We start from the raw sequence: 18,371 nt of genomic DNA, 5'->3' as shown, positions 1-18,371 counted from the left end.
CCGATTGTCTGAATCTGTTTTCGCTCCTACATCGGGGGAACGACGACCAATCTTCCCATGAATGGACCTGCCATGAACAGCCTTATCGGCCAATTCGACATTTCCGACGATCGCATCAAGGAGATCGTCGCCGAGACCATCAACGGCGCCGATGACGGCGAACTGTTTCTCGAATACAGCGAGAGCGAAGCGCTGATGTTCGACAATGGCCGGCTGAAGACCGCCAATTTCAACACCGACCAAGGTTTTGGCCTGCGCGCGGTTGCCGGCGAGGCCAGCGGCTATGCGCATTCGAGCGACCTTTCCGAGGCGTCGCTTCTGCGTGCTGCTGATGCCGTTTCAACGGTCAAGGGCGGCTATTCCGGCACGCTTGCCGCCGCACCCGCCCGCACCAACCGCCATCTCTATGGCGACGAGAATCCCATCCCCTCGCCCTCCTTCGAGGCCAAGGCCAAGCTGCTGCAGGAAATCGACGCCTGGCTGCGCGCCGAGGATCCGCGCGTGCGGCAAGTGACGGCCTCGCTCGCCGCCTCCTGGCAGCACGTCGAGATCGTGCGTGCCGACGGCCAGATGGTGCGCGATATCCGCCCGCTGGTCAGGATCAACGTGTCGGTGGTGGTCGGTGACGGCGACCGCCAGGAAAGCGGCTCCTACGGCATGGGCGGGCGCAAGGCGTTTGGCGAATTCCTGATCGAGGAGAGCTGGAAGCACGCCGCCAGGGAGGCGCTGCGCCAGGCGCTGGTCAATCTCGAGGCCATCCCGGCGCCGGCCGGCACGTTCGACATCGTGCTGTCCAGCGGCTGGCCGGGCGTCATGCTGCACGAGGCCGTCGGCCACGGGCTGGAAGGCGATTTCAACCGCAAGAAGACGTCGGCCTTCGCCGGCCTGTTGGGCCAGCAGGTGGCGGCGAAAGGCGTGACAGTCGTCGACGACGGCACCTTGCCCGAACGGCGCGGCTCGCTGACCGTCGACGACGAAGGCACGCCCTCGGCCCGCAATGTGCTGATCGAGGACGGCAAGCTCGTCGGTTATATGCAGGATCGCCAGAACGCCCGGCTGATGGGCATGAAGGCGACCGGCAATGGAAGGCGCGAGGGCTACGCGCACCAGCCGATGCCACGCATGACCAACACCTACATGACAGCAGGCGACATGCAGCCGGAAGAGATCATCGCCTCGGTCAAGAACGGCATCTATGCCGTGTCGTTCGGCGGCGGCCAGGTCGACATCACCTCGGGCAAGTTCGTGTTCGGTTGCACAGAGGCTTACATGATCGAGAACGGCAAGGTGACGCAGCCGATCAAGGGCGCCATGCTGATCGGCAATGGCCCGGACGCCATGCATCGCGTCTCGATGATCGGTAACGACATGAAGCTCGACAACGGCATCGGCATGTGCGGCAAGGCCGGACAGGGCGTGCCCGTTGGCGTCGGTCAGCCGCATCTCAGGATGAACCAGATGACGGTGGGTGGCACCAGGGTTTGATGGGACTGGTTGTCGGCCGGACATCAAATTGGGCGCCGACTTCTCCCTAGCGTCAAGATTGCAACGTGCGCCTTGAATTTGAAGTGTCGACGGACTATCTTACGTTTGTCTTACATCTAAGGAAATGCCACGATGGCTGCCTCGGAAAAACTCATAACCACGGTCTCGACCAAGGGGCAGGTCATTTTGCCCAGCGCGATCCGGAAACGGAAGGAATGGGACGCCGGCACACGCCTTCTGGTCGAGGATACGCCGGAGGGTGTCCTGCTGAAGCCTGCACCGGTCTTCGTCGCGACGCGGCCAGAGGACGTGTTTGGATCCCTGCCCCATAGAGGCAGACCAAAGACGCTGGAGGAAATGGACGCGGGTGTGCTCGCCGAAGCGCGGCGGCGCCATGCTCGCGATTGATACCAATTTGATCGTCCGCTACCTGACCGGTGACCACCCGACGCAGTCTTCCCGCGCCCGGGCGCTGATCGATAGCCAGCCGGTCTTTGTGGCTGTCACGGTGATCTTGGAAGTCGAGTGGGTGTTGCGTAGCACCTACGGTTATGCGCCGCTCGAAATCGCCCATACGCTACGGGCGTTTGGTGGGCTCCCTACAGTGAATGTCGAAGACGGGGCGATCGTTTCTTCCGCGCTTGAGCTCTCGGAAAGGGGATTGGATTTCGCCGATGCGCTGCATCTAGGTAAGTCCGCTCACTGCGCCGGCTTCGCGACCTTTGACCGCAAGTTCGTCAAGGCCGCGAAGGCTGCCGGATATCACGGTGTGCAAGAAGCGTAGCGGCCCCGGCCAGAGAGGCTGGTTCAGGCATAGATGCCGCAACGAAGGGTCTCGAGATAGGCAAGCACCTTGTCCGTCTTGCCCTCACGAACCAAATCGTAGGCGATCTTTCCCGCCCAGCCGAGGATCGGCTGATGCTTGAACCAGATCGCCGCGCGCTGCTCGCTGCCGGCCATCTCTCCGGCCATCGACAGAATGCGGACGATGGGGCCAAACGCTGCGTCGACCTTGCTCGCGCCGGCCTTGGCGGCAAGCGTGCTGCGGGCGACACCGACCAGGCCGGCCAGTTCGGTCAGGGTGACGTCGAGCAGCTCGGCTACCCGCCTCCCCGAGAGGCTTGGTGACCCCCTCTCCACCGAAACCCGACGGCGGGACGTCTTCGCGCATGATTCAACTCAACCGCTATCCGAAGTAGATCAGCTTACAGCGCATGGCCTGTCGGAGCGCGCGGCTACGTCTTGCTGACAGATCTGCGCGACGTCGCATAGAGTATCAGGAAGCCGACAACACCGCCGATAGCTTGCCTGATCCAAGCACTCAGGTAGTCGACAGCCCCATCCTGGCTGGAGACATAGAGTGCCGCAGCGACAAATGTCATGACCGCGATGCCAAGTGCATAGGATGGCAACAGCCCGATGCGGGTGACCTTTCTCAAAAGCCAGCCGATCAGCGCACCGGTGAGCGCCATAAACAAAGCGGCGCCCAAAATCTCAGCCACAACCCCTGATGTCATCACTACTCTTCCCATCTACCATAGCGTGCAATATGCCCGTTTCGGTTAGCAAACGCAACAAAAAAAAATAAGAATTAGAGTGCGTCTCGAATAGCCGTCCAACACGACGCGCGCTTTAGCGCCTTCGCCTCGGCTTCTCCAGCAGCGCGACGGCCTCGACATGCGGCGACCACAGGAACTGGTCGATCGGCGTGACACTTTTCAGGGTGTAGCCGCCGTCAAGCAGGATGCGTAAATCCCTGGCCAGCGTTACCGGATTGCAGGACACCGCGGCGACATAGGGCACATCGGAACGGGCGATCTGCTTCGATTGGTCTTCCGCGCCCGCCCGCGGCGGATCGAAGACAAGACCGTCGAAGGCGTTCAATTCCCTAGAGGTGAGCGGGCGTCGGAACAGGTCGCGGCGTTCGCTGGTCACCCGCTTCAGGCCGCTGGCGAAACGAAAGCCGCGATCGAGCGCCTCAAGGGCGGGTGCATCGCCTTCCACTGCATGGACTTCCGACTTCGCGGCCAGGCGTAGCGCGAAGCTGCCGCAGCCGGCGAAGAGATCGGCGACCTTTTTCGCGCGCGATAAATGCAGGCCGACGATGCCGGCCATCGTCTGCTCGGCGGCCTCGGTGGCCTGCAGGAAGGCGCCGGGCGGAACGGCGACAGCGACGCCACCAAACAGGACGACCGGTTTCTTTGGTTCGATAATGATTTCGCCGTCGATCGACAGCCTCGCCAAGCCCTCGGCGATGACGAAGTTGGAGGCGACGCGGCGCTGGTTCTCGCCGAGCTTGCCGGACTCGTGAGCCGCGACATCGAGGCCGGAACCGGTCGCTGTCACCGTCATATGGAACGATTTGGTCGTTGTGCAGATCAGCCCGGCGAGGGTCTTCAAGCGGTCGAGTGCTGCGACGATGCCGGGCAGCGAGATCGGGCATTCCTCGATGGCAATGATTTCGGATGACAGCGCACGGACGAAACCGAGCCGCATGCCGGCGTCCGTGCGCCGCGCACTGAAGACGACGCGGCGGCGCGTCTGCGGCGCGCACGGCACCAGCGCTGCGACGTCGCAAGCGATACCCTTGCTCTTCAGCGCATGCACGACCTTGTCGCGCTTCCACCTATGATAAGCTTCGGCTTCGAAATGCTGGATGGCGCAGCCGCCGCATTCGGTGAAATGCCGGCAGGCCGGGTCAATTCTGAGCGGCGACACCTCCAGAACCGACATCAGCGTGGCGCGATCCTTTTCGCGCGCGGCGGTCACGGTTTCGCCGGGCAGCGTGAAGGGAATGAAAACCTCGCCGCTGTCGGTCTCGGCAACGCCGTCGCCCTGGGAGCCCAGCCTTGCGATTGTGAAGCGCGTGCTCATCGGCACCCAATCCCGGTGTCCCCAATCCCGGTCTCCTTGATTCCGGCGAGCAGGAACTCGCGATTGCCGTCGCCGCCCTCGATCGGCGACAGATTCAGCCCCAGCGAGCGCCAGCCGGGAACGCCTTCCAGCCAATCTCCGAGCAGGCCGGCAACGCGCGCCGCATCGTAGGGATCCTTCAGCAAGCCACCCTTGCCGATCGCCGCGCGGCCGGCCTCGAACTGCGGCTTGACCAGAAGCAGCGCGCGCGCACCCTTCCCGGCCAGTTCCAGCGCCGGCGGCAGCGCCAGCTTCAACGAAATGAAGCTGACATCGCAGACGATGAAATTGGGAATGCGGCCGGCAAGATCATTGGCCAGCAGATCGCGGGCATTGAGGCCCTCGATGACGGTGACACGCGGATCGCCAGAAATGTCGGGATGTATCTGGCCATGGCCGACATCGATCGCCGTGACATGCGCCGCGCCGCGTTCGAGCAGTACCTGAGTGAAGCCACCGGTCGAGGCGCCGACATCGAGTGCTTCGCTGCCCGAGGGATCGAGGCGGAAATGGTCGAGCCCGGCGATCAGCTTCAGCGCCGCGCGCGAAACATAGCCCTGTGCCGGATCGTCGATGGCGATGCGACAGTCGGGCAAGACGGTCTGGCCGGGCTTGCGGGCGACGACGCCGTCGACCGTCACCGTGCCGCGCTCGATGCCGTCACGGGCGCGCGAGCGGCTGGGAAACAGACCGCGCGCGACGAGCAGTTCGTCAAGCCGCTGGCGTATGCTGGCTGGCATAGGGGAATTCATCGGCCTTCATGGCGAAAGCCGACGGTGAAGGCAAGGACCTTGGGACAATCGACATCCATCGATCGGGCGTCAGCGGGCGAAGAGGCTGCCGTGGTGGTCATAGTTTAGAATATGGTTCGCGAAACCTGCCGTTCGACGGCCGGCGTCAGACCATCACCCTCGTCGCCGGAAGCTTGCCGGCGCGGACGCTCGTTGGGAACGGGCGGCGGTGATGCGGCTTCCGGAACGATGATCAATTGCGGCATCTGCTTGTAGGAAAAACCGCCGCGGATATCACCCATCTTGCCGGCGACGATGCCCGCCGCCGCCTTTTCGAGATTGCGGTCATAAGGCGTTTCGGCCACGGCCGGCGTGGCGATGACAGCCAAAAGCGCCACGCCGCATAGAAGCGTTCTCATATATTGGTCTCCCTGCCTGATCAAACCTTAGCAGGGCGCCGTTGAAAAATGGCCAAGAGACACGGTAAGCAAAACGCCAAACAGCAGCATGAACAACAGGTTACCCTTGTTCGCCGGCAAATTGATTCAAGCCGTTGAGGTTTTGATTCAGGCGCGTTGCGCGCTGACGGCGTGGCCAAGGGCGACGAAGACCGTGCGCACGATGCCGGCCGAGTCCAACCCGGCGTCGGCATACATCTTTTCGAGCTTGGCGTGATCGGTGAAAGCGTCGGGCAGCACCAGCGGACGCACCTTCAGGCCGCTCTCCAGCAATCCCTCATGCGCGAGGAATTGCAGCACGTGGCTGGCAAAGCCGCCGACCGCGCCTTCTTCCACGGTCACCAGCACCTCGTGCGAGCGCGCCAGCCGCCGGATCATATCCTCGTCGAGCGGCTTGGCAAAACGGGCGTCGGCAACCGTGGTGGAAAGCCCTGCCGCACCGAGTTCCTCGGCTGCAAGCAGGCAATCCTGCAGCCGCGTGCCGAAGGAAAGGAGCGCTACCTTGGTACCTTCCCTGACGATGCGGCCCTTGCCGATTTCGAGCAGGGAGCCGCGTTCCGGCATGTCGACGCCGACACCGTTGCCGCGCGGATAGCGGAAGGCGATAGGCCCCTCATCATAGTACGCGGCCGTGCGCACCATGTGGCGCAGTTCCGCTTCATCGGCCGCCGCCATGACGACGAAACCGGGCAGCGTCGCCAGAAAGGTCGTGTCAAAGGCTCCGCAATGGGTGGCGCCATCGGCGCCGACGAAGCCGGCGCGGTCGATGGGAAAGCGCACCGGCAGGCCCTGGATCGCCACGTCATGGACGACCTGGTCGTAGGCGCGCTGCAGGAAAGTCGAATAGATCGCGGCAAACGGCCTGTAGCCCTCGGTGGCGAGGCCGGCGGCGAAGGTCACCGCATGCTGCTCGGCGATGCCGACATCGAAGGTCCTTGTCGGGAACACCTCGCCGAAGAGATCTAGACCCGTACCGTTCGGCATGGCGGCGGTGACGGCGACGATACGCTCGTCCTCCCGGGCCTCCTGGATCAGGCTCTCGGCAAAGACCCTGGTGTAGCTTGGCGCGTTGGCTGGCGCCTTGGCCTGCGCGCCGGTGATGACGTCGAATTTGTTGACGCCGTGATATTTGTCGGGCGCGGCCTCGGCCGGCCCGTAGCCCTTGCCCTTCTGGGTCACGACATGGATCAGCACCGGGCCGTCGGCATTGTCGCGGACATTCCTCAGCACGGGGATCAGATGCTCGAGATTGTGCCCGTCGATCGGGCCGATATGGTAGAAGCCAAGCTCCTCGAACAGCGTGCCGCCGGTGACGTAGCCGCGCGCATGCTCGACCGCCCGGGTGATGGCGCGATCGGCGCGTTCGCCCAGATAGGAGGTCAGCTTCTTGCCGAAATCGCGCAAGCCGAGATAGGTCTTGCCGGAAGCAAGCCGGGCCAGATAGGCGCTCATCGCGCCGGTCGGCGGGGCGATCGACATGTCATTGTCGTTGAGGATGACGATCAGGCGGGCATCGAGCGCACCGGCATTGTTCATGGCTTCATAGGCCATGCCGGCCGACATGGCGCCGTCACCGATGACGGCGATGACATTGTTGCGGCCGCCGGAGAGGTCGCGCGCCATCGCCATGCCGAGACCGGCGGAAATCGAGGTCGAGGAGTGCGCGGCGCCAAACGGATCGTATTCGCTCTCGGCGCGCCGGGTGAAGCCGGACAGGCCGCCCTCTTGTCGCAAGGTGCGGATGCGGTCGCGGCGGCCGGTCAGGATCTTGTGCGGATAGGCCTGATGGCCGACGTCCCAGATCAGCCGGTCATCCGGCGTGTTGAAGACATAATGCAGCGCAACCGTCAGTTCGACCACGCCAAGGCCGGCGCCAAGATGTCCACCAGTGTGAGACACGGCGTCGATCAACTCGGCGCGAAGCTCCGACGCCAGCTGCGGCAACTCGCCTTCGGCAAGCGTCCTGAGGTCGGCCGGAATGCGGACCTTGTCGAGAAGCGGCGTATCGGGCTTTGCGTTCACTGGTTACGGGCCTGCTCGGGCTTTTTGTTCATCGCGAGATAGGCCGAAGGCCTTTGAATGTAAATGCGTGTCAGTGACGCGGCACGGATACAAAGTGTTAAAATGCCCTGTGTGCGCCCAAGAAGCTGCATTCTAATTGTCCGGCAAAGGAATGAATTCTTTCTCATCTCCTGGAACGATATCGAAGCGCCCCGTCTTCCATTCTTCTTTCGCCTGTTCGATGCGTTCCTTCGACGATGAGACGAAATTCCACCAGATATAGCGCTTTGAGCCGAGCGAGGCGCCGCCGAACAGCATGAAATGGGCGCCGCCTTCCGACGACACGACAATCTCATCGCCGGGCCGGAACACCAGCAGCCGCTCCGCCGGAAAGCGGTCACCGGAGATCGAAACCTCGCCTTCAAGCGTATAGATGGCGCGCTCTTCGGCATCGGCCGGGATTTTCACGCTGGCGCCGGGCGCCAGGGCGAGATCGGCATAGAGCGTTTCCGAGGCGGTGCTTACCGGAGACCGCAGCCCGGAAAACGCGCCGATGACGACGCGTCCGCTGACGCCATCGGCATCGATCTCGGGCAGGTGCAAGGCGGCCGTGTTCGCGAAGACAGGTGCGACCTCTTCCTTGCCGTCCGGTAGCGCCAGCCATGTCTGCAGGCCGGAGACCGACATCGGCGCGCCGCGCAATTCCTCCGGCGTACGTTCCGAATGGACGATGCCGCGGCCGGCGGTCATCAGATTCACGTCACCAGGCTGGATCACCATTTCGGTGCCTAGCGAATCGCGATGCCTGATCTTGCCGTCGAACAGGTAAGTGACCGTCGACAGGCCGATATGCGGATGCGGACGCACGTCGAGCGCCTGGCCGGCCCGCAGGATGGCCGGACCCATGCGGTCGAAGAAGATGAAAGGCCCGACCAGCCGGCGCTTCGCGGTCGGCAGAGCGCGACGAACCTGGAAGCCGCCGATGTCCTTGGCGTTGGGAACGACCATCAATTCGATCTGGTCGCTGGCAAAGGCATCGCCGGCCTGCGGGTCATTTCCGGGAAAGAAGCTCATGCAGTTTCCTCAGGCGAAGCGGAGTGCGGATTTGGCTTTCGCCTTGGCCGCCACCTCTTCGCGATTGCGCGGTTCTTGCGTGGTTTCCATCGAATCGAGCAGTTCGCGCGCAGCAGCCGCGATCTTCTCGACGGCATGGTTGAAGGCATGCTCGTTGCGCTTGGAAGGTTTGGTGGAGCCGCTCAGCTTGCGGACGAACTGAAGTGCGGCGTCATGCACCTCGTCGTTGGTCGCCGGCGGATCGAAATTGAACAGGGTCTTGATGTTTCGGCACATCGTTCGCAATCTCCTCGTCCTGGAGCCGTTTCAATCGGGATGAGTTTTATCCTCAATCATGATCATGTCCAAAAGCCGGTAAGGCGAAGTTGTGGTTGAGGCCGTGCCTCAATCCGCATCCAGCGGCTCGGTACCGACAGGCTTGCCGTCGCGCGACAGCCTGATTTTCTCGACCTTGTCCTCGGCCGCCTTCAGAAGCCGGTCGCAATGCACCTTCAGCGCCTCGCCGCGCTCATAAATGCGGATCGACTGGTCGAGCGGCACGTCGCCGCGCTCCAGATCATCGACGATCTTCTCCAGCGCGTCGAGCGCCTGTTCGAAGCTCATCGCCTTGACGTCTTCATTCGCTTCGCCAGCCATTCCTCATCCTTTCATCAGTCGCCCGACATGGGCGGCGACCGAAAATGCCAATCCCTGCAGATCGTAGCCGCCTTCCAGCAGGCTGACGAGCCGATTGCCGCTGTGGCGCCCGGCACACTCGATCAACTGGCCGGTCGCCCAGTCGAAATCATCCTCGGTCAGGTTGATCTCGGCCAGGGGATCACGGTGATGCGCGTCGAAACCGGCCGAGATGATGATGAGGTCGGGCGCGAAATTGTCGAGCGCCGGCAAAACGCGCGACAGGAAAGCGTCGCGGAACATGTCGCTGCCGGTGCGCGGCGCCAGCGGCGCGTTGACGATGTTGCCGGCGCCGGTTTCATTTTTCGCTCCGGTGCCGGGGTAGAGCGGCATCTGGTGCGTCGAGCAATAGAGCACCGACGGATCGTCCCAGAAAATATCCTGCGTGCCGTTGCCGTGGTGCACGTCCCAGTCGACGATTGCTACGCGCTCGGCGCCATGCTTGCGCTGCGCATAACGCGCCGCGATCGCCGCGGTGTTGAACAGGCAGAAACCCATGGACGTCGTCTTCTCGGCATGATGACCAGGTGGCCGGGCGGCGACAAAAACATTGTCGGCGCGCCTCTCGAAAACGTCGTCGACAGCGGCATTGGCGGCGCCGATCGCGGTCACGGCCGCCTGCCAGCTTTTCGGACTGGCGGTGGTGTCGGCATCGATGCGGGCGATGCCGGTGTCGGGTATGGCGGCACGAACGCGCGCGACGAATTGCTCAGGATGCGCGTAGAGGATGGTCGCCTCGTCGCCTTCCGGCGCCTCGGCACGATCAAGTGCCGCAAAGGCCTCGTCATCGAGCACGCGCTCGATGACGCGCAAACGGTCGGGACGCTCCGGATGACCGGGTGGCGTTATGTGTTCGAGGAAGATCGGATGGGTGTAGAGCCTGGTGACCATGACCCGATATAGGCGCGCCCGGCCGTTTTGACCATGTTTTCGCACGGCCAAAGCCAGACGTTCAACAGGGTTTAGCTATTGGGCGCGGGCTTGAGTCCAGCGCGAACCACCGAATGAGGCCAGCGCCTCGTCCTTGAGTTTCCTGAATTTCGAGGACGCCTCCGCCAGCCTCCGGTCCCAGTCGGGATCGGGCACCTGGCCCTCGATCGTCCTGAAATAAACCTGCATCAGGCAGGCGATGGCAAAGGGTTCGATGAAGGCGGCCTTGAAGGCCCAGGCGAAGACGATGGCGAGCACGAAGGCCCAGCCGCCGAACTGGCCGGGCATGAACCAGAGGATGGCGCCGGCTGGCGCCAGCATCAGCAGAAAAATGACGAAGGAAATGCCCCACATGATCACCGCCAGCCAGATGGCGTTCTTGACCATGGTCTTGCCGTTTTGCGCGTAGAGCACGACGCCCTGGCGCGCCGTCTCGAAGGGCGAGGCGGAATTGGTGCGGATGTTGTAGCCGAGGATGACCTCGTCGACATAAGTCAGCGACAGGCGGATCACCGTGTTGATGAAGCTGACCAGGCCGCCCAGGCCGGTATGGGCAGGAAGGCGGCGATGCCGCCGATAAGCCCGGTGATGGCACGGATGGCGCCCTTGACCAACTGGTCGAGCACGAAAAGGACGTTGGCTTCGGCAAAACGCTCTTTCACGACCTCCCTGGCATAAGCGATCTGGCTCTGGCCGCCAGGCACAGGCTGGCCGTCGATCAGCTGGACCATGACCGCGATATGACCGGCCTTGACGATATAGAGGATGTATTCGCGTATCCAGTATACGGCGATCGAAACGACGCCGAACCCGACCACACCGCCCCACAAGGCAAATGACAGCGGCCCATCCGGATCGGTTGAGACGTGGCCGACGCCATAGCCGACGCCGGCGCCCGTGCCGGTCGCCACGATATAGGCCAGCGTAATGCCGAAATAGACGATCATGCGAAAGACGATGAAGGGCCATGTCCTGATCATGATGGACACCGACCTGCCGATCTGGAAATCCCACATGGGCCCGAATCTCCCCCTCAGAGATGGATGCTGAGGATGACTTCGGGCCGGCGATTGTCAATCGCGGGCCTGGCCGCGACCGGGATTGCTCCAGCGGTCGTCGGGCTTCGGCATCTCAAGGACTAGGACGACAGTTCCGGGCTGAACATCTCGCGCATCTTCTTGAGGTAATGCTCTTCCGAGGTCGTCCAGCGCAGCTCCGCGAGGAGTTTGCTGTCCGCGCCAGCGGGATAGCGGATCGTCCGCCCTTCGTCCGTCGCTGCCGAAAAGACTGCCTCGGCGACTTCCGCCTCGGTGCAATAAGGGGTCGGATAGTTGGCCATCTTCTCGAAATAGGATTGGGCGAAGGAGCCATAGTCCGCCGGGATCAAATCCTTCATGCGTGCGCCGCTGTTGGCGCTGAAGTTCGTGGTCGGCGCGTAGCCAGGCTCAACCAGCCGAGCCCTGATGTTGAACCCATCCAACTCGTAGGACAGCGATTCGGTGAAGCCCTCGACGGCGCATTTGCTGGCGGCGTAGATCGCCACGAGCGGCATGATGCCGAGGGTGACGCTCGACGTGACGTTGATGATGACGCCGTGGCCCTGATTGCGCATTTGGGGGATGATGGCGCGGCTGGTCGCGAACACGCCAAAGGTATTGGTTTCGAATATCTCGCGCATGGTGCTGTCCGGCGTCGCTTCGACGACCGACGCCAGTCCGACACCCGCATTGTTGGCGAGCACATCAATCGCTCCAAATGCGGCGACACCTTCCGAGATCGCCTTGCTGATGCTGCCGGTATCGGTGACATCGAGCGGCAGCACTTTCAGACGATCGGAGGCGGTTGCGAACACGCTCGGATCGGGGCGCCGCATGGTCGCGATGACGTTCCAGCCCCGGTCGAGGAAGAATTCTGCAACTGACTTGCCATAGCCCGACGATGTGCCGGTAATCAGAATGGTCCTGGTCATTCAAATCTCCATTTTTCTTCCCGCAACATAGACAAGGACACAGGACGATCTATAATCTGGCGTCCGTAAATCATTATCGATCGTCCATATGGATCCTCTCAGCGATGTGATCGCTCTGCTGCGGCCGCACGCCGTGTTCTCAAAGCCGATAACCGGCCGCGGGACATGGGGCGTTCGTTATCCCGCTTATCAGGCGCCGGGCTTCTCCATCGTGCTGGCGGGGCGATGCTGGCTCGCTATCGACGGGGCGAAGCCAGTGCTGCTCGATCATGGAGACTTCGTGCTGCTGGCCTCTTCGCCGGCATTCGCGCTGCTGAGCCAACCGGATGCCGAATGCGTTCCGGGCCGGCCTTCACAAGAAGCAGTCCGGCATGGCGATCCGAATGGTGAGCCTGACTTTCAGATGCTTGGAGGAAGCTTCCAGATCGACAAGGTCAATGCGTCGCTTCTGCTCGCGCTGCTGCCCGGGATGATCCACATACGCGCTGCGGAAGCCGATACCGGGCGTCTCGCCCGCATCATCGATCTCATCAAGGAAGAGTGCGCCGCCGATGGGCCGGGCCGGGAAATGATCCTGGAGCGGCTTCTCGAAATCATGCTGGTGGAGGGCCTTCGCTGGCCCGGCATCACCCGGGACTCGCTTCCGGCGGGGTTGCTGTCGGGAATGCGGGATCCAGCCTTAGCTCCCGTCTTGCGCGCGATGCATTCCAATGTTCGGGCGGGATGGACCGTGGCTGAGCTCGCGAGACTTGCCGGCATGTCGCGATCAGCGTTTGCGGCCAGGTTTTCCGGGACCCTCGGCTGCGCGCCGATGGAGTATCTTTCACGTTGGCGGATGACGCTCGCTCGGGATGCGTTGAGCCGGGGCGGAAGGTCGCTTGATCGCCTCGCCGAAGAGATAGGCTATGAATCCGCCAGCGCCTTCAGTACGGCGTTTCGCCGACGCGTGGGATGCTCACCGGGCGCGTTCGCACGCTCCCACCGGAACGGGGACGCGAAGCAGACCCTCCAGTAGCGCGTTGAAGGCCTTCACGGCCTTTTTCGACGTGGTTTCGGGATCGTCCGAATTGGCGATCCACTGCGCGGCATGCAGCGACGCGCCGCTGATCAGCCGGGCGGCAGCTTCGACATCGACGGCCACGATGGTTCCCTCATCGCGGAGCTTGCCAAGGCTCTCCGCCATGGAATGGATACACTCATTCTGGCTCGGCCATTGCGAGGGATCGCCGAGTACCGCCGGGCCGTCGCGAAGCACGATGCGCTGGATCTCCGGCTCCAGGGCCATCTCGATATAGGCCGTGCATTCATCGACAAAGCCCTGCCAGAGATTGTCCGCCCTGGCCGAGACGATTTTTAACCTTGCCGACATTTCAGCGTCGATCTCGGCGATGACCGCCTGAAGCAACCCCTTCTTGTCGCCGAAATGATGATAGAGTGCGCCGCGCGTCAGGCCGGCCGACGCGGTGAAGTCATCCATCGAGGCTTCGGCATAGCCGACAGAACCGAAGGCATGGCGACCCGCGGCAACCAGTTTGGCGCGCGTCTCGGCGATCATCTCCTTGCGGGGTCTATGCATAGTTTCTGGCCCTATCGACATACGCCTCGTATGCCAATTGACATACGCGGCGTATGAATTATCTGACACTCATACGCAACGTATGTAATTGTCGAACCGTCCCTTGTCGAGGAGACCGACCATGCAGAACCCCTATTCGGAAATCTTTCGCGCTCCCGGCGCCATGGGCTTCGCGGCATCCGGCTTCGTTGCCCGGCTCCCGATCGCAATGGCTCCGATCGGGATCGTCGCGATGCTGTCGCAGACGCATGGCGAATACTGGCTGGCCGGCGCCGTCTCGGCGACATTTGCGCTGACCAACGCTTTCCTGGCACCACAGATATCGCGACTGGTGGACCGCCTCGGCCAGACGCGGATCGTCGTGCCCACCACGGTCATTTCCGTGCTCGCTTTCGCGATCCTGATTGCTGCGGCCAATCAGGACTGGCCGATCTGGACGCTGTTCGTGTCGGCGTTGCTGGCCGCCGCCATGCCCAGCATCCCGGCCATGGTGCGCGCGCGCTGGACCGAGATCTTCCGGGATCGCCCCGAACTCAACACCGCGTTCGCCTTCGAGTCCGCGGCGGACGAACTGGTCTACGTCGCCGGCGCATCGCTGTCGGTGGGCCTGAGCGTCGCCCTGTTCCCGGAAGCCGGAATGCTGTTCAGCACCTTGTTTCTCGCCTTCGGCTCGACGGCCTTCATCCTGCAGCGCTCGACCGAGCCGCAGGTGCGACCGGTGGACCATGGCTCGCGCGGCTCGGCCATCCGCCTGCGGCCGGTTCAGATCATCACTTTCGCCCTGATCTTCATCGGCGCGACCTTCGCGACCACGGAAGTAACCACCGTGGCAATCACCAAGGAGCTTGGCCAGCCGGGCGCTGCCAGCTTGGTCATCGGCGTCTATGCGCTCGGATCTTTCGTGCTCGGAATCATCGTCGGCGCGCTCAACCTGAAAATGCCGCTGCAGCGCCAGTTGGCAATCGCGATCGCCATCATCGCGCTGACCACACTGCCGCTGCTCGTCGCCGATACCGTGCCTACCCTGGCGCTGGCCGTCTTCATCAGCGGCGTGGCGATCTCGCCGACCTTCATCACGGCATTCGGCCTGATCGAACGGCACGTGCCGGAAGCGATGCTGACCGAGGGCGTCACCTGGGTGATGACCGGGATAGGCATCGGCATGGCGCTCGGCTCCTTCGCCGCCGGGGCGGTGGTCGACGCGTTCGGCGCCCAGAACGGGTTCTTGGTGTCGGTCGTGGCCGGCGCCATCGCACTCGCCACGGTGCTGCTCGGCCAGCGCAGCCTCGCTACGCCGGACTGCGACATGGACGCATGCGAAGCGAGCGTCGTTCCCGCGGAATGACCTGCGAAGTGCCCGGTTTCGAGCGAGCCGGGCGCTATCCCTTGATTGTCGACCGTTTCAGAGAATCTCGGTCCTGGCGATGTGAATGCCAAAACCTTCCAACCCGACATAGTGGCGTTCGCGTGAGGCGATCAGGTTGATCGAGGAGATGCCGAGATCCTTCAGGATCTGGGCGCCAAGGCCGATCTCGCGCCACTCGTTCTCGCGGCGCCGCGCCTCTTCATGGTCCTCGCGGTCGCCGGGCGCGGGGCGCTTGCGCTCCTGATGGGCGACACCGACCGAGCCCTCGCGCAGATAGACGATGACGCCGCGCTTGCGCTCGCCCATCGCCTTCATGATGCCGTCCAGCCGGTGGCTGGTGCCGAAGACGTCGCTCACCACATCCTCGGAATGCAGCCGCACCGGCACATCTTCGCCGTCGCGGATGTCGCCGAAAACGATCGCCACGTGATGCATCGAATCCCAGGGCAGCGTGTAAGTGAAGACCTGCGCCTTGCCGCCCGGCGTCTCTATATCGGAGCAGGCGACGCGCTCGACCAGGGTTTCCTTGCGCTGGCGGTAGGCGATGAGGTCGGCGACAGAAATCTGCTTCAGCCCGTGCTTCTCGGCGAAGGCTTGCACCTGCGGTCCGCGCATCACGGTGCCGTCGTCGTTGACCAGTTCGGAAATGACGCCGATCGGCGGCAGTCCGGCAAGCTTGCAGAGGTCGACCGCGGCCTCGGTATGGCCCGAACGCATCAGCACCCCGCCTTCCCTGGCGATCAGCGGGAAGATGTGGCCGGGGCGGACGAAATCGGAAGCTCCGACATTGCCGTTGGCAAGGTTGCGCACGGTCAATGTGCGGTCGTCGGCCGAAATGCCTGTCGTGGTGCCGTGCTTGAAATCGACGCTGACGGTGAAGGCGGTGGTGTGGGCCGAATCATTGTCGGCGACCATCGGCTGCAGGTTGAGCCGCTTGGCTTCCTCGCGCGGCATCGGCGTGCAGACGATGCCGGAGGTGTTGCGGACAATGAAGGCCATCTTTTCCGGCGTGCAGTGGACAGCCGCGACGATCAGGTCGCCCTCATTTTCGCGTCCGTCATCATCCATGACGACGACGATCTCACCGCGCTCGAAGGCGCGCAGGGCTTCGACTATTTTCTTCTGGTCGTAAGGCATTGGCTCGCTCGCAGGGAATAGGGGAGTGGGGCAGTAGGGGATCAGGGAAAAGGCTGTTTCAGTGGGCTGCGTAGCATACTGCCTACTGCCTACTGCCTATTCCCTGCCCCGTCTGTCCCCTGTGCCGCAGATAGTGATCGGCGATGGCGCAGGCAACCATCGCCTCGCCGATCGGCACGGCGCGGATGCCGACGCATGGGTCGTGCCGGCCCTTGGTCATGATCTCGACGTCGCGGCCGTCCTTGTCGATCGATCTTCGCGGCGTCAGGATCGACGAGGTCGGCTTGACGGCGAAGCGCGCGACGATCGCCTGGCCGGTCGAGATGCCGCCCAGGATGCCGCCGGCATTGTTGGACAGGAAGACCGGCTTGCCGTCATTGCCCATGCGCATCTCGTCGGCATTCTGTTCACCGGTGATGCGGGCCGCCTCGAAGCCGTTGCCGATCTCGACACCCTTGACGGCGTTGATCGACATCAGGCCCGAAGCGATGTCCTGGTCGAGCTTGGCATAGATCGGCGCGCCGAGGCCTGCGGGAATGCCGTCGGCGACGATCTCGATGACGGCGCCGACCGAGGAGCCGGCTTTGCGGATGCCGTCGAGATACTGCGTGAAGACGGCCACGGATGCCGGGTCCGGGGTGAAGAACGGATTTTCGGCGTCACTGATGAAATTCCAGTTCCAGTTGGCGCGGTCTATTTCCTTCTCGCCCATCGCCACCAGCGCGCCGCGCACCACCATGCCGGGCACCACCTTGCGGGCCAGAGCCCCGGCGGCCACCCGCGCCGCCGTCTCGCGTGCAGACGAGCGGCCCCCGCCGCGATAATCGCGCAGGCCGTATTTGACGTCATAGGTGTAGTCGGCATGGCCCGGCCGGTACTGGCGGGCGATCTCGCCATAATCCTTGGAGCGCTGGTCGACATTCTCGATCAGCATCGACACCGGCGTACCGGTGGTGATCATCGTCTCGCCGTCCTCGTCCAGAATGAAGCCGGACAGAATCTTGACCTCGTCGGGTTCGCGACGCTGCGTCACGAAACGTGACTGGCCGGGACGGCGCTTGTCGAGCTCGGCCTGGATATCGGCCTGCGTAAAACGGATACCGGGCGGACAGCCGTCGACGACGCAGCCAAGCGCTGGCCCATGGCTTTCGCCCCAGGTGGTGACGCGGAAGAGATGGCCGAACGTGTTGTGAGACATGAAAGTGACCCTGCCCGGCAACGGAGCCGGCTTGGCGCATGACCCCAAAGATCGAAATCGATTTCGGAAAGGACATACGCAAAATCAAAAAGTGCTACAGCCTCCTTGCGCCTCAAGGAGGACGCTGGCGCCGTAGTCTGCCTTCTATTGGCGTTTTCCACAGTGGTCAAACTGTGATCCTGCGGATTTAGTTTTGACACATTCGGTTGGTTTCTGCTTCGCTTGACCGGTCCGTTGAACCCTCGCCGCCATCCTGCCGGCGCAACGATAAGAGGACGATGATGCGTATCCTGATTGGCGCCTTCGCCGCGACATTGCTTGTTTCCAGCGCTGCCTTGGCCGGCCAGACCGAAGGCCTTATCAAGAAGGTGGACAAGGACACGCTGACGCTCACGCTCGACGACGGCAAAGCCTACAAGCTGAACGCCGAAACCGACCTCGATGCGCTGAAGCCGGGGATGGATATCGTGATCGCCTATGACGAGACGAATGGCGAGAACGTCGTCACCGACATGCAACTGCCGGATGGCGACTAAACACAATAGGGTCTTTTCGGCTGATCCATCCCGAAGGTCAGCCATCAGAGCGCGGGCTGTCGATCTTCAAACTCAATTCCGAATATCGAAACATGTTCGGCACGGCGTGCCTCGCCGACATCAGCGCCGATCCGTTTTTCCCGCCCGATCTGAAGCCCTCGCCATACATGACCTTCTGACGCCGACGATGCGCAGCGCCTGCGGTCGTTGGAATTTTCCCATTGTTTGGGCTATGATTGGCTGGATGCTTCCCTTGGGAAAATGGCGGTGAGGGCATGTTGCGAAACAGCTTTTCCAACTATTTGAGGCGAGGTTTTCTGTT

The 18,371-nt window shown here is 62.8% G+C and carries 20 protein-coding genes and 1 pseudogene; 6 read left to right on the top strand and 15 right to left on the bottom strand.

Translation table 11 applies throughout. The features are described from left to right. Positions 1-72: 72 nt before the first annotated feature. From tldD to CN311_RS25940, 3 genes are all read left to right on the top strand, one after another. A complete protein-coding gene (tldD, locus tag CN311_RS25950; protein WP_097576510.1) occupies positions 73-1,485 on the top strand; it encodes a metalloprotease TldD in 1,413 nt (470 codons plus the stop codon). Positions 1,486-1,617: 132 nt separating this feature from the next. Continuing rightward, the gene (locus CN311_RS25945) at positions 1,618-1,893 is read left to right on the top strand and encodes an AbrB/MazE/SpoVT family DNA-binding domain-containing protein (protein WP_097576509.1); all 276 of its coding nucleotides are present in this window, start codon (positions 1,618-1,620) and stop codon (positions 1,891-1,893) included. Next, a complete protein-coding gene (locus CN311_RS25940; protein ID WP_097576508.1) occupies positions 1,880-2,269 on the top strand; it encodes a type II toxin-antitoxin system VapC family toxin in 390 nt (129 codons plus the stop codon). The genes CN311_RS25945 and CN311_RS25940 overlap by 14 nt, the downstream gene beginning before the upstream one ends. 23 nt (positions 2,270-2,292) lie before the next feature. On the opposite strand, the gene CN311_RS25935 is transcribed toward CN311_RS25940, so the two are convergent. The 12 genes and pseudogenes from CN311_RS25935 to CN311_RS25880 all read right to left on the bottom strand — a co-directional run bounded on the left by CN311_RS25935 (position 2,293) and on the right by CN311_RS25880 (position 12,236). Next, positions 2,293-2,625 (bottom strand): DUF2384 domain-containing protein, encoded by a 333-nt coding sequence (locus CN311_RS25935; RefSeq protein WP_097576507.1) that lies wholly within the window; start codon positions 2,623-2,625, stop codon positions 2,293-2,295. 95 nt (positions 2,626-2,720) lie between these two features. Continuing rightward, complete coding sequence (locus CN311_RS25930) at positions 2,721-3,002, bottom strand: hypothetical protein (RefSeq protein WP_245440952.1); 282 nt, start codon at positions 3,000-3,002, stop codon at positions 2,721-2,723. 115 nt (positions 3,003-3,117) lie between these two features. After that, positions 3,118-4,359 carry a class I SAM-dependent RNA methyltransferase gene (locus CN311_RS25925; RefSeq protein ID WP_097576505.1) on the bottom strand — a complete coding sequence of 414 codons (1,242 nt, stop codon included), beginning with the start codon at positions 4,357-4,359 and terminating at the stop codon, positions 3,118-3,120. Next, positions 4,356-5,150 carry a TlyA family RNA methyltransferase gene (locus CN311_RS25920; protein WP_097576504.1) on the bottom strand — a complete coding sequence of 265 codons (795 nt, stop codon included), beginning with the start codon at positions 5,148-5,150 and terminating at the stop codon, positions 4,356-4,358. Before CN311_RS25920 ends, CN311_RS25925 begins: the two co-directional genes overlap by 4 nt. Positions 5,151-5,254: 104 nt before the next feature. Beyond that, complete coding sequence (locus CN311_RS25915) at positions 5,255-5,548, bottom strand: hypothetical protein (RefSeq protein ID WP_097576503.1); 294 nt, start codon at positions 5,546-5,548, stop codon at positions 5,255-5,257. Positions 5,549-5,695: 147 nt separating this feature from the next. Further along, positions 5,696-7,609: a 1-deoxy-D-xylulose-5-phosphate synthase gene (gene dxs / locus CN311_RS25910; RefSeq protein WP_097576502.1), complete on the bottom strand. Its 1,914-nt coding sequence runs from the start codon at positions 7,607-7,609 to the stop codon at positions 5,696-5,698. Between the two features lie 132 nt (positions 7,610-7,741). After that, entirely contained in the window at positions 7,742-8,662 is a 921-nt protein-coding gene (locus CN311_RS25905) for a pirin family protein (RefSeq protein ID WP_097576501.1), read from the bottom strand. A gap of 9 nt (positions 8,663-8,671) precedes the next feature. Then, the gene (locus CN311_RS25900; protein WP_097576500.1) at positions 8,672-8,938 is read right to left on the bottom strand and encodes a DUF2277 domain-containing protein; all 267 of its coding nucleotides are present in this window, start codon (positions 8,936-8,938) and stop codon (positions 8,672-8,674) included. Between the two features lie 108 nt (positions 8,939-9,046). Next, entirely contained in the window at positions 9,047-9,298 is a 252-nt protein-coding gene (locus CN311_RS25895; RefSeq protein WP_006330579.1) for an exodeoxyribonuclease VII small subunit, read from the bottom strand. Positions 9,299-9,301: 3 nt separating this feature from the next. Further along, positions 9,302-10,228: a histone deacetylase family protein gene (locus tag CN311_RS25890; RefSeq protein WP_097576499.1), complete on the bottom strand. Its 927-nt coding sequence runs from the start codon at positions 10,226-10,228 to the stop codon at positions 9,302-9,304. Between the two features lie 75 nt (positions 10,229-10,303). Next, positions 10,304-11,283: pseudogene (locus CN311_RS25885) on the bottom strand (hypothetical protein). Between the two features lie 122 nt (positions 11,284-11,405). Beyond that, a complete protein-coding gene (locus tag CN311_RS25880) occupies positions 11,406-12,236 on the bottom strand; it encodes an SDR family oxidoreductase (protein ID WP_097576498.1) in 831 nt (276 codons plus the stop codon). Between the two features lie 88 nt (positions 12,237-12,324). Here CN311_RS25880 and CN311_RS25875 point away from each other — a divergent pair, with 88 nt between their 5' ends. Next, the gene (locus tag CN311_RS25875) at positions 12,325-13,251 is read left to right on the top strand and encodes an AraC family transcriptional regulator (protein WP_097576497.1); all 927 of its coding nucleotides are present in this window, start codon (positions 12,325-12,327) and stop codon (positions 13,249-13,251) included. Here the strand turns inward: CN311_RS25875 and CN311_RS25870 are convergent. Further along, positions 13,192-13,812 carry a TetR/AcrR family transcriptional regulator gene (locus CN311_RS25870; protein WP_097576496.1) on the bottom strand — a complete coding sequence of 207 codons (621 nt, stop codon included), beginning with the start codon at positions 13,810-13,812 and terminating at the stop codon, positions 13,192-13,194. The genes CN311_RS25875 and CN311_RS25870 overlap by 60 nt on opposite strands. 121 nt (positions 13,813-13,933) lie before the next feature. Here CN311_RS25870 and CN311_RS25865 point away from each other — a divergent pair, with 121 nt between their 5' ends. Further along, on the top strand, positions 13,934-15,157 hold the full coding sequence (locus CN311_RS25865; RefSeq protein ID WP_097576495.1) for an MFS transporter: 1,224 nt from the start codon (positions 13,934-13,936) through the stop codon (positions 15,155-15,157). A 57-nt stretch (positions 15,158-15,214) separates the two neighbouring features. Here CN311_RS25865 and ribB read toward each other — a convergent pair whose 3' ends face one another. Both ribB and aroC read right to left on the bottom strand, forming a co-directional pair. Then, positions 15,215-16,315: a 3,4-dihydroxy-2-butanone-4-phosphate synthase gene (ribB, locus tag CN311_RS25860; RefSeq protein ID WP_097576494.1), complete on the bottom strand. Its 1,101-nt coding sequence runs from the start codon at positions 16,313-16,315 to the stop codon at positions 15,215-15,217. 82 nt (positions 16,316-16,397) lie between these two features. Beyond that, positions 16,398-17,513: a chorismate synthase gene (gene aroC, locus CN311_RS25855; protein WP_097576522.1), complete on the bottom strand. Its 1,116-nt coding sequence runs from the start codon at positions 17,511-17,513 to the stop codon at positions 16,398-16,400. Between the two features lie 281 nt (positions 17,514-17,794). On the opposite strand from aroC, the gene CN311_RS25850 reads away from it, so the two are divergent. Beyond that, on the top strand, positions 17,795-18,049 hold the full coding sequence (locus tag CN311_RS25850) for a DUF1344 domain-containing protein (RefSeq protein ID WP_097576521.1): 255 nt from the start codon (positions 17,795-17,797) through the stop codon (positions 18,047-18,049). The last annotated feature ends 322 nt before the right edge of the window (positions 18,050-18,371 follow it).

This window comes from Mesorhizobium sanjuanii (genome assembly GCF_002529485.1).
Classification (GTDB): domain Bacteria; phylum Pseudomonadota; class Alphaproteobacteria; order Rhizobiales; family Rhizobiaceae; genus Mesorhizobium; species Mesorhizobium sanjuanii.
The sequence above is the reverse complement of the archived record's forward strand: the minus strand, read 5'-3'. Positions and strand labels throughout refer to the sequence as shown.

Coding starts and splice junctions, on each gene's coding strand:
- CN311_RS25865 (WP_097576495.1), top strand. CDS start 13,934: ATGCAGAACCCCTATTCGGAAATCTTTCGCGCTCCCGGCGCCATGGGC.
- CN311_RS25880 (WP_097576498.1), bottom strand. CDS start 12,236: ATGACCAGGACCATTCTGATTACCGGCACATCGTCGGGCTATGGCAAG.
- tldD (WP_097576510.1), top strand. CDS start 73: ATGAACAGCCTTATCGGCCAATTCGACATTTCCGACGATCGCATCAAG.
- CN311_RS25875 (WP_097576497.1), top strand. CDS start 12,325: ATGGATCCTCTCAGCGATGTGATCGCTCTGCTGCGGCCGCACGCCGTG.
- CN311_RS25900 (WP_097576500.1), bottom strand. CDS start 8,938: ATGTGCCGAAACATCAAGACCCTGTTCAATTTCGATCCGCCGGCGACC.
- CN311_RS25890 (WP_097576499.1), bottom strand. CDS start 10,228: ATGGTCACCAGGCTCTACACCCATCCGATCTTCCTCGAACACATAACG.
- CN311_RS25915 (WP_097576503.1), bottom strand. CDS start 5,548: ATGAGAACGCTTCTATGCGGCGTGGCGCTTTTGGCTGTCATCGCCACG.
- ribB (WP_097576494.1), bottom strand. CDS start 16,315: ATGCCTTACGACCAGAAGAAAATAGTCGAAGCCCTGCGCGCCTTCGAG.
- CN311_RS25870 (WP_097576496.1), bottom strand. CDS start 13,812: ATGCATAGACCCCGCAAGGAGATGATCGCCGAGACGCGCGCCAAACTG.
- CN311_RS25945 (WP_097576509.1), top strand. CDS start 1,618: ATGGCTGCCTCGGAAAAACTCATAACCACGGTCTCGACCAAGGGGCAG.
- CN311_RS25940 (WP_097576508.1), top strand. CDS start 1,880: ATGCTCGCGATTGATACCAATTTGATCGTCCGCTACCTGACCGGTGAC.
- CN311_RS25905 (WP_097576501.1), bottom strand. CDS start 8,662: ATGAGCTTCTTTCCCGGAAATGACCCGCAGGCCGGCGATGCCTTTGCC.
- CN311_RS25920 (WP_097576504.1), bottom strand. CDS start 5,150: ATGAATTCCCCTATGCCAGCCAGCATACGCCAGCGGCTTGACGAACTG.
- CN311_RS25895 (WP_006330579.1), bottom strand. CDS start 9,298: ATGGCTGGCGAAGCGAATGAAGACGTCAAGGCGATGAGCTTCGAACAG.
- aroC (WP_097576522.1), bottom strand. CDS start 17,513: ATGTCTCACAACACGTTCGGCCATCTCTTCCGCGTCACCACCTGGGGC.
- CN311_RS25925 (WP_097576505.1), bottom strand. CDS start 4,359: ATGAGCACGCGCTTCACAATCGCAAGGCTGGGCTCCCAGGGCGACGGC.
- CN311_RS25850 (WP_097576521.1), top strand. CDS start 17,795: ATGCGTATCCTGATTGGCGCCTTCGCCGCGACATTGCTTGTTTCCAGC.
- CN311_RS25930 (WP_245440952.1), bottom strand. CDS start 3,002: ATGACATCAGGGGTTGTGGCTGAGATTTTGGGCGCCGCTTTGTTTATG.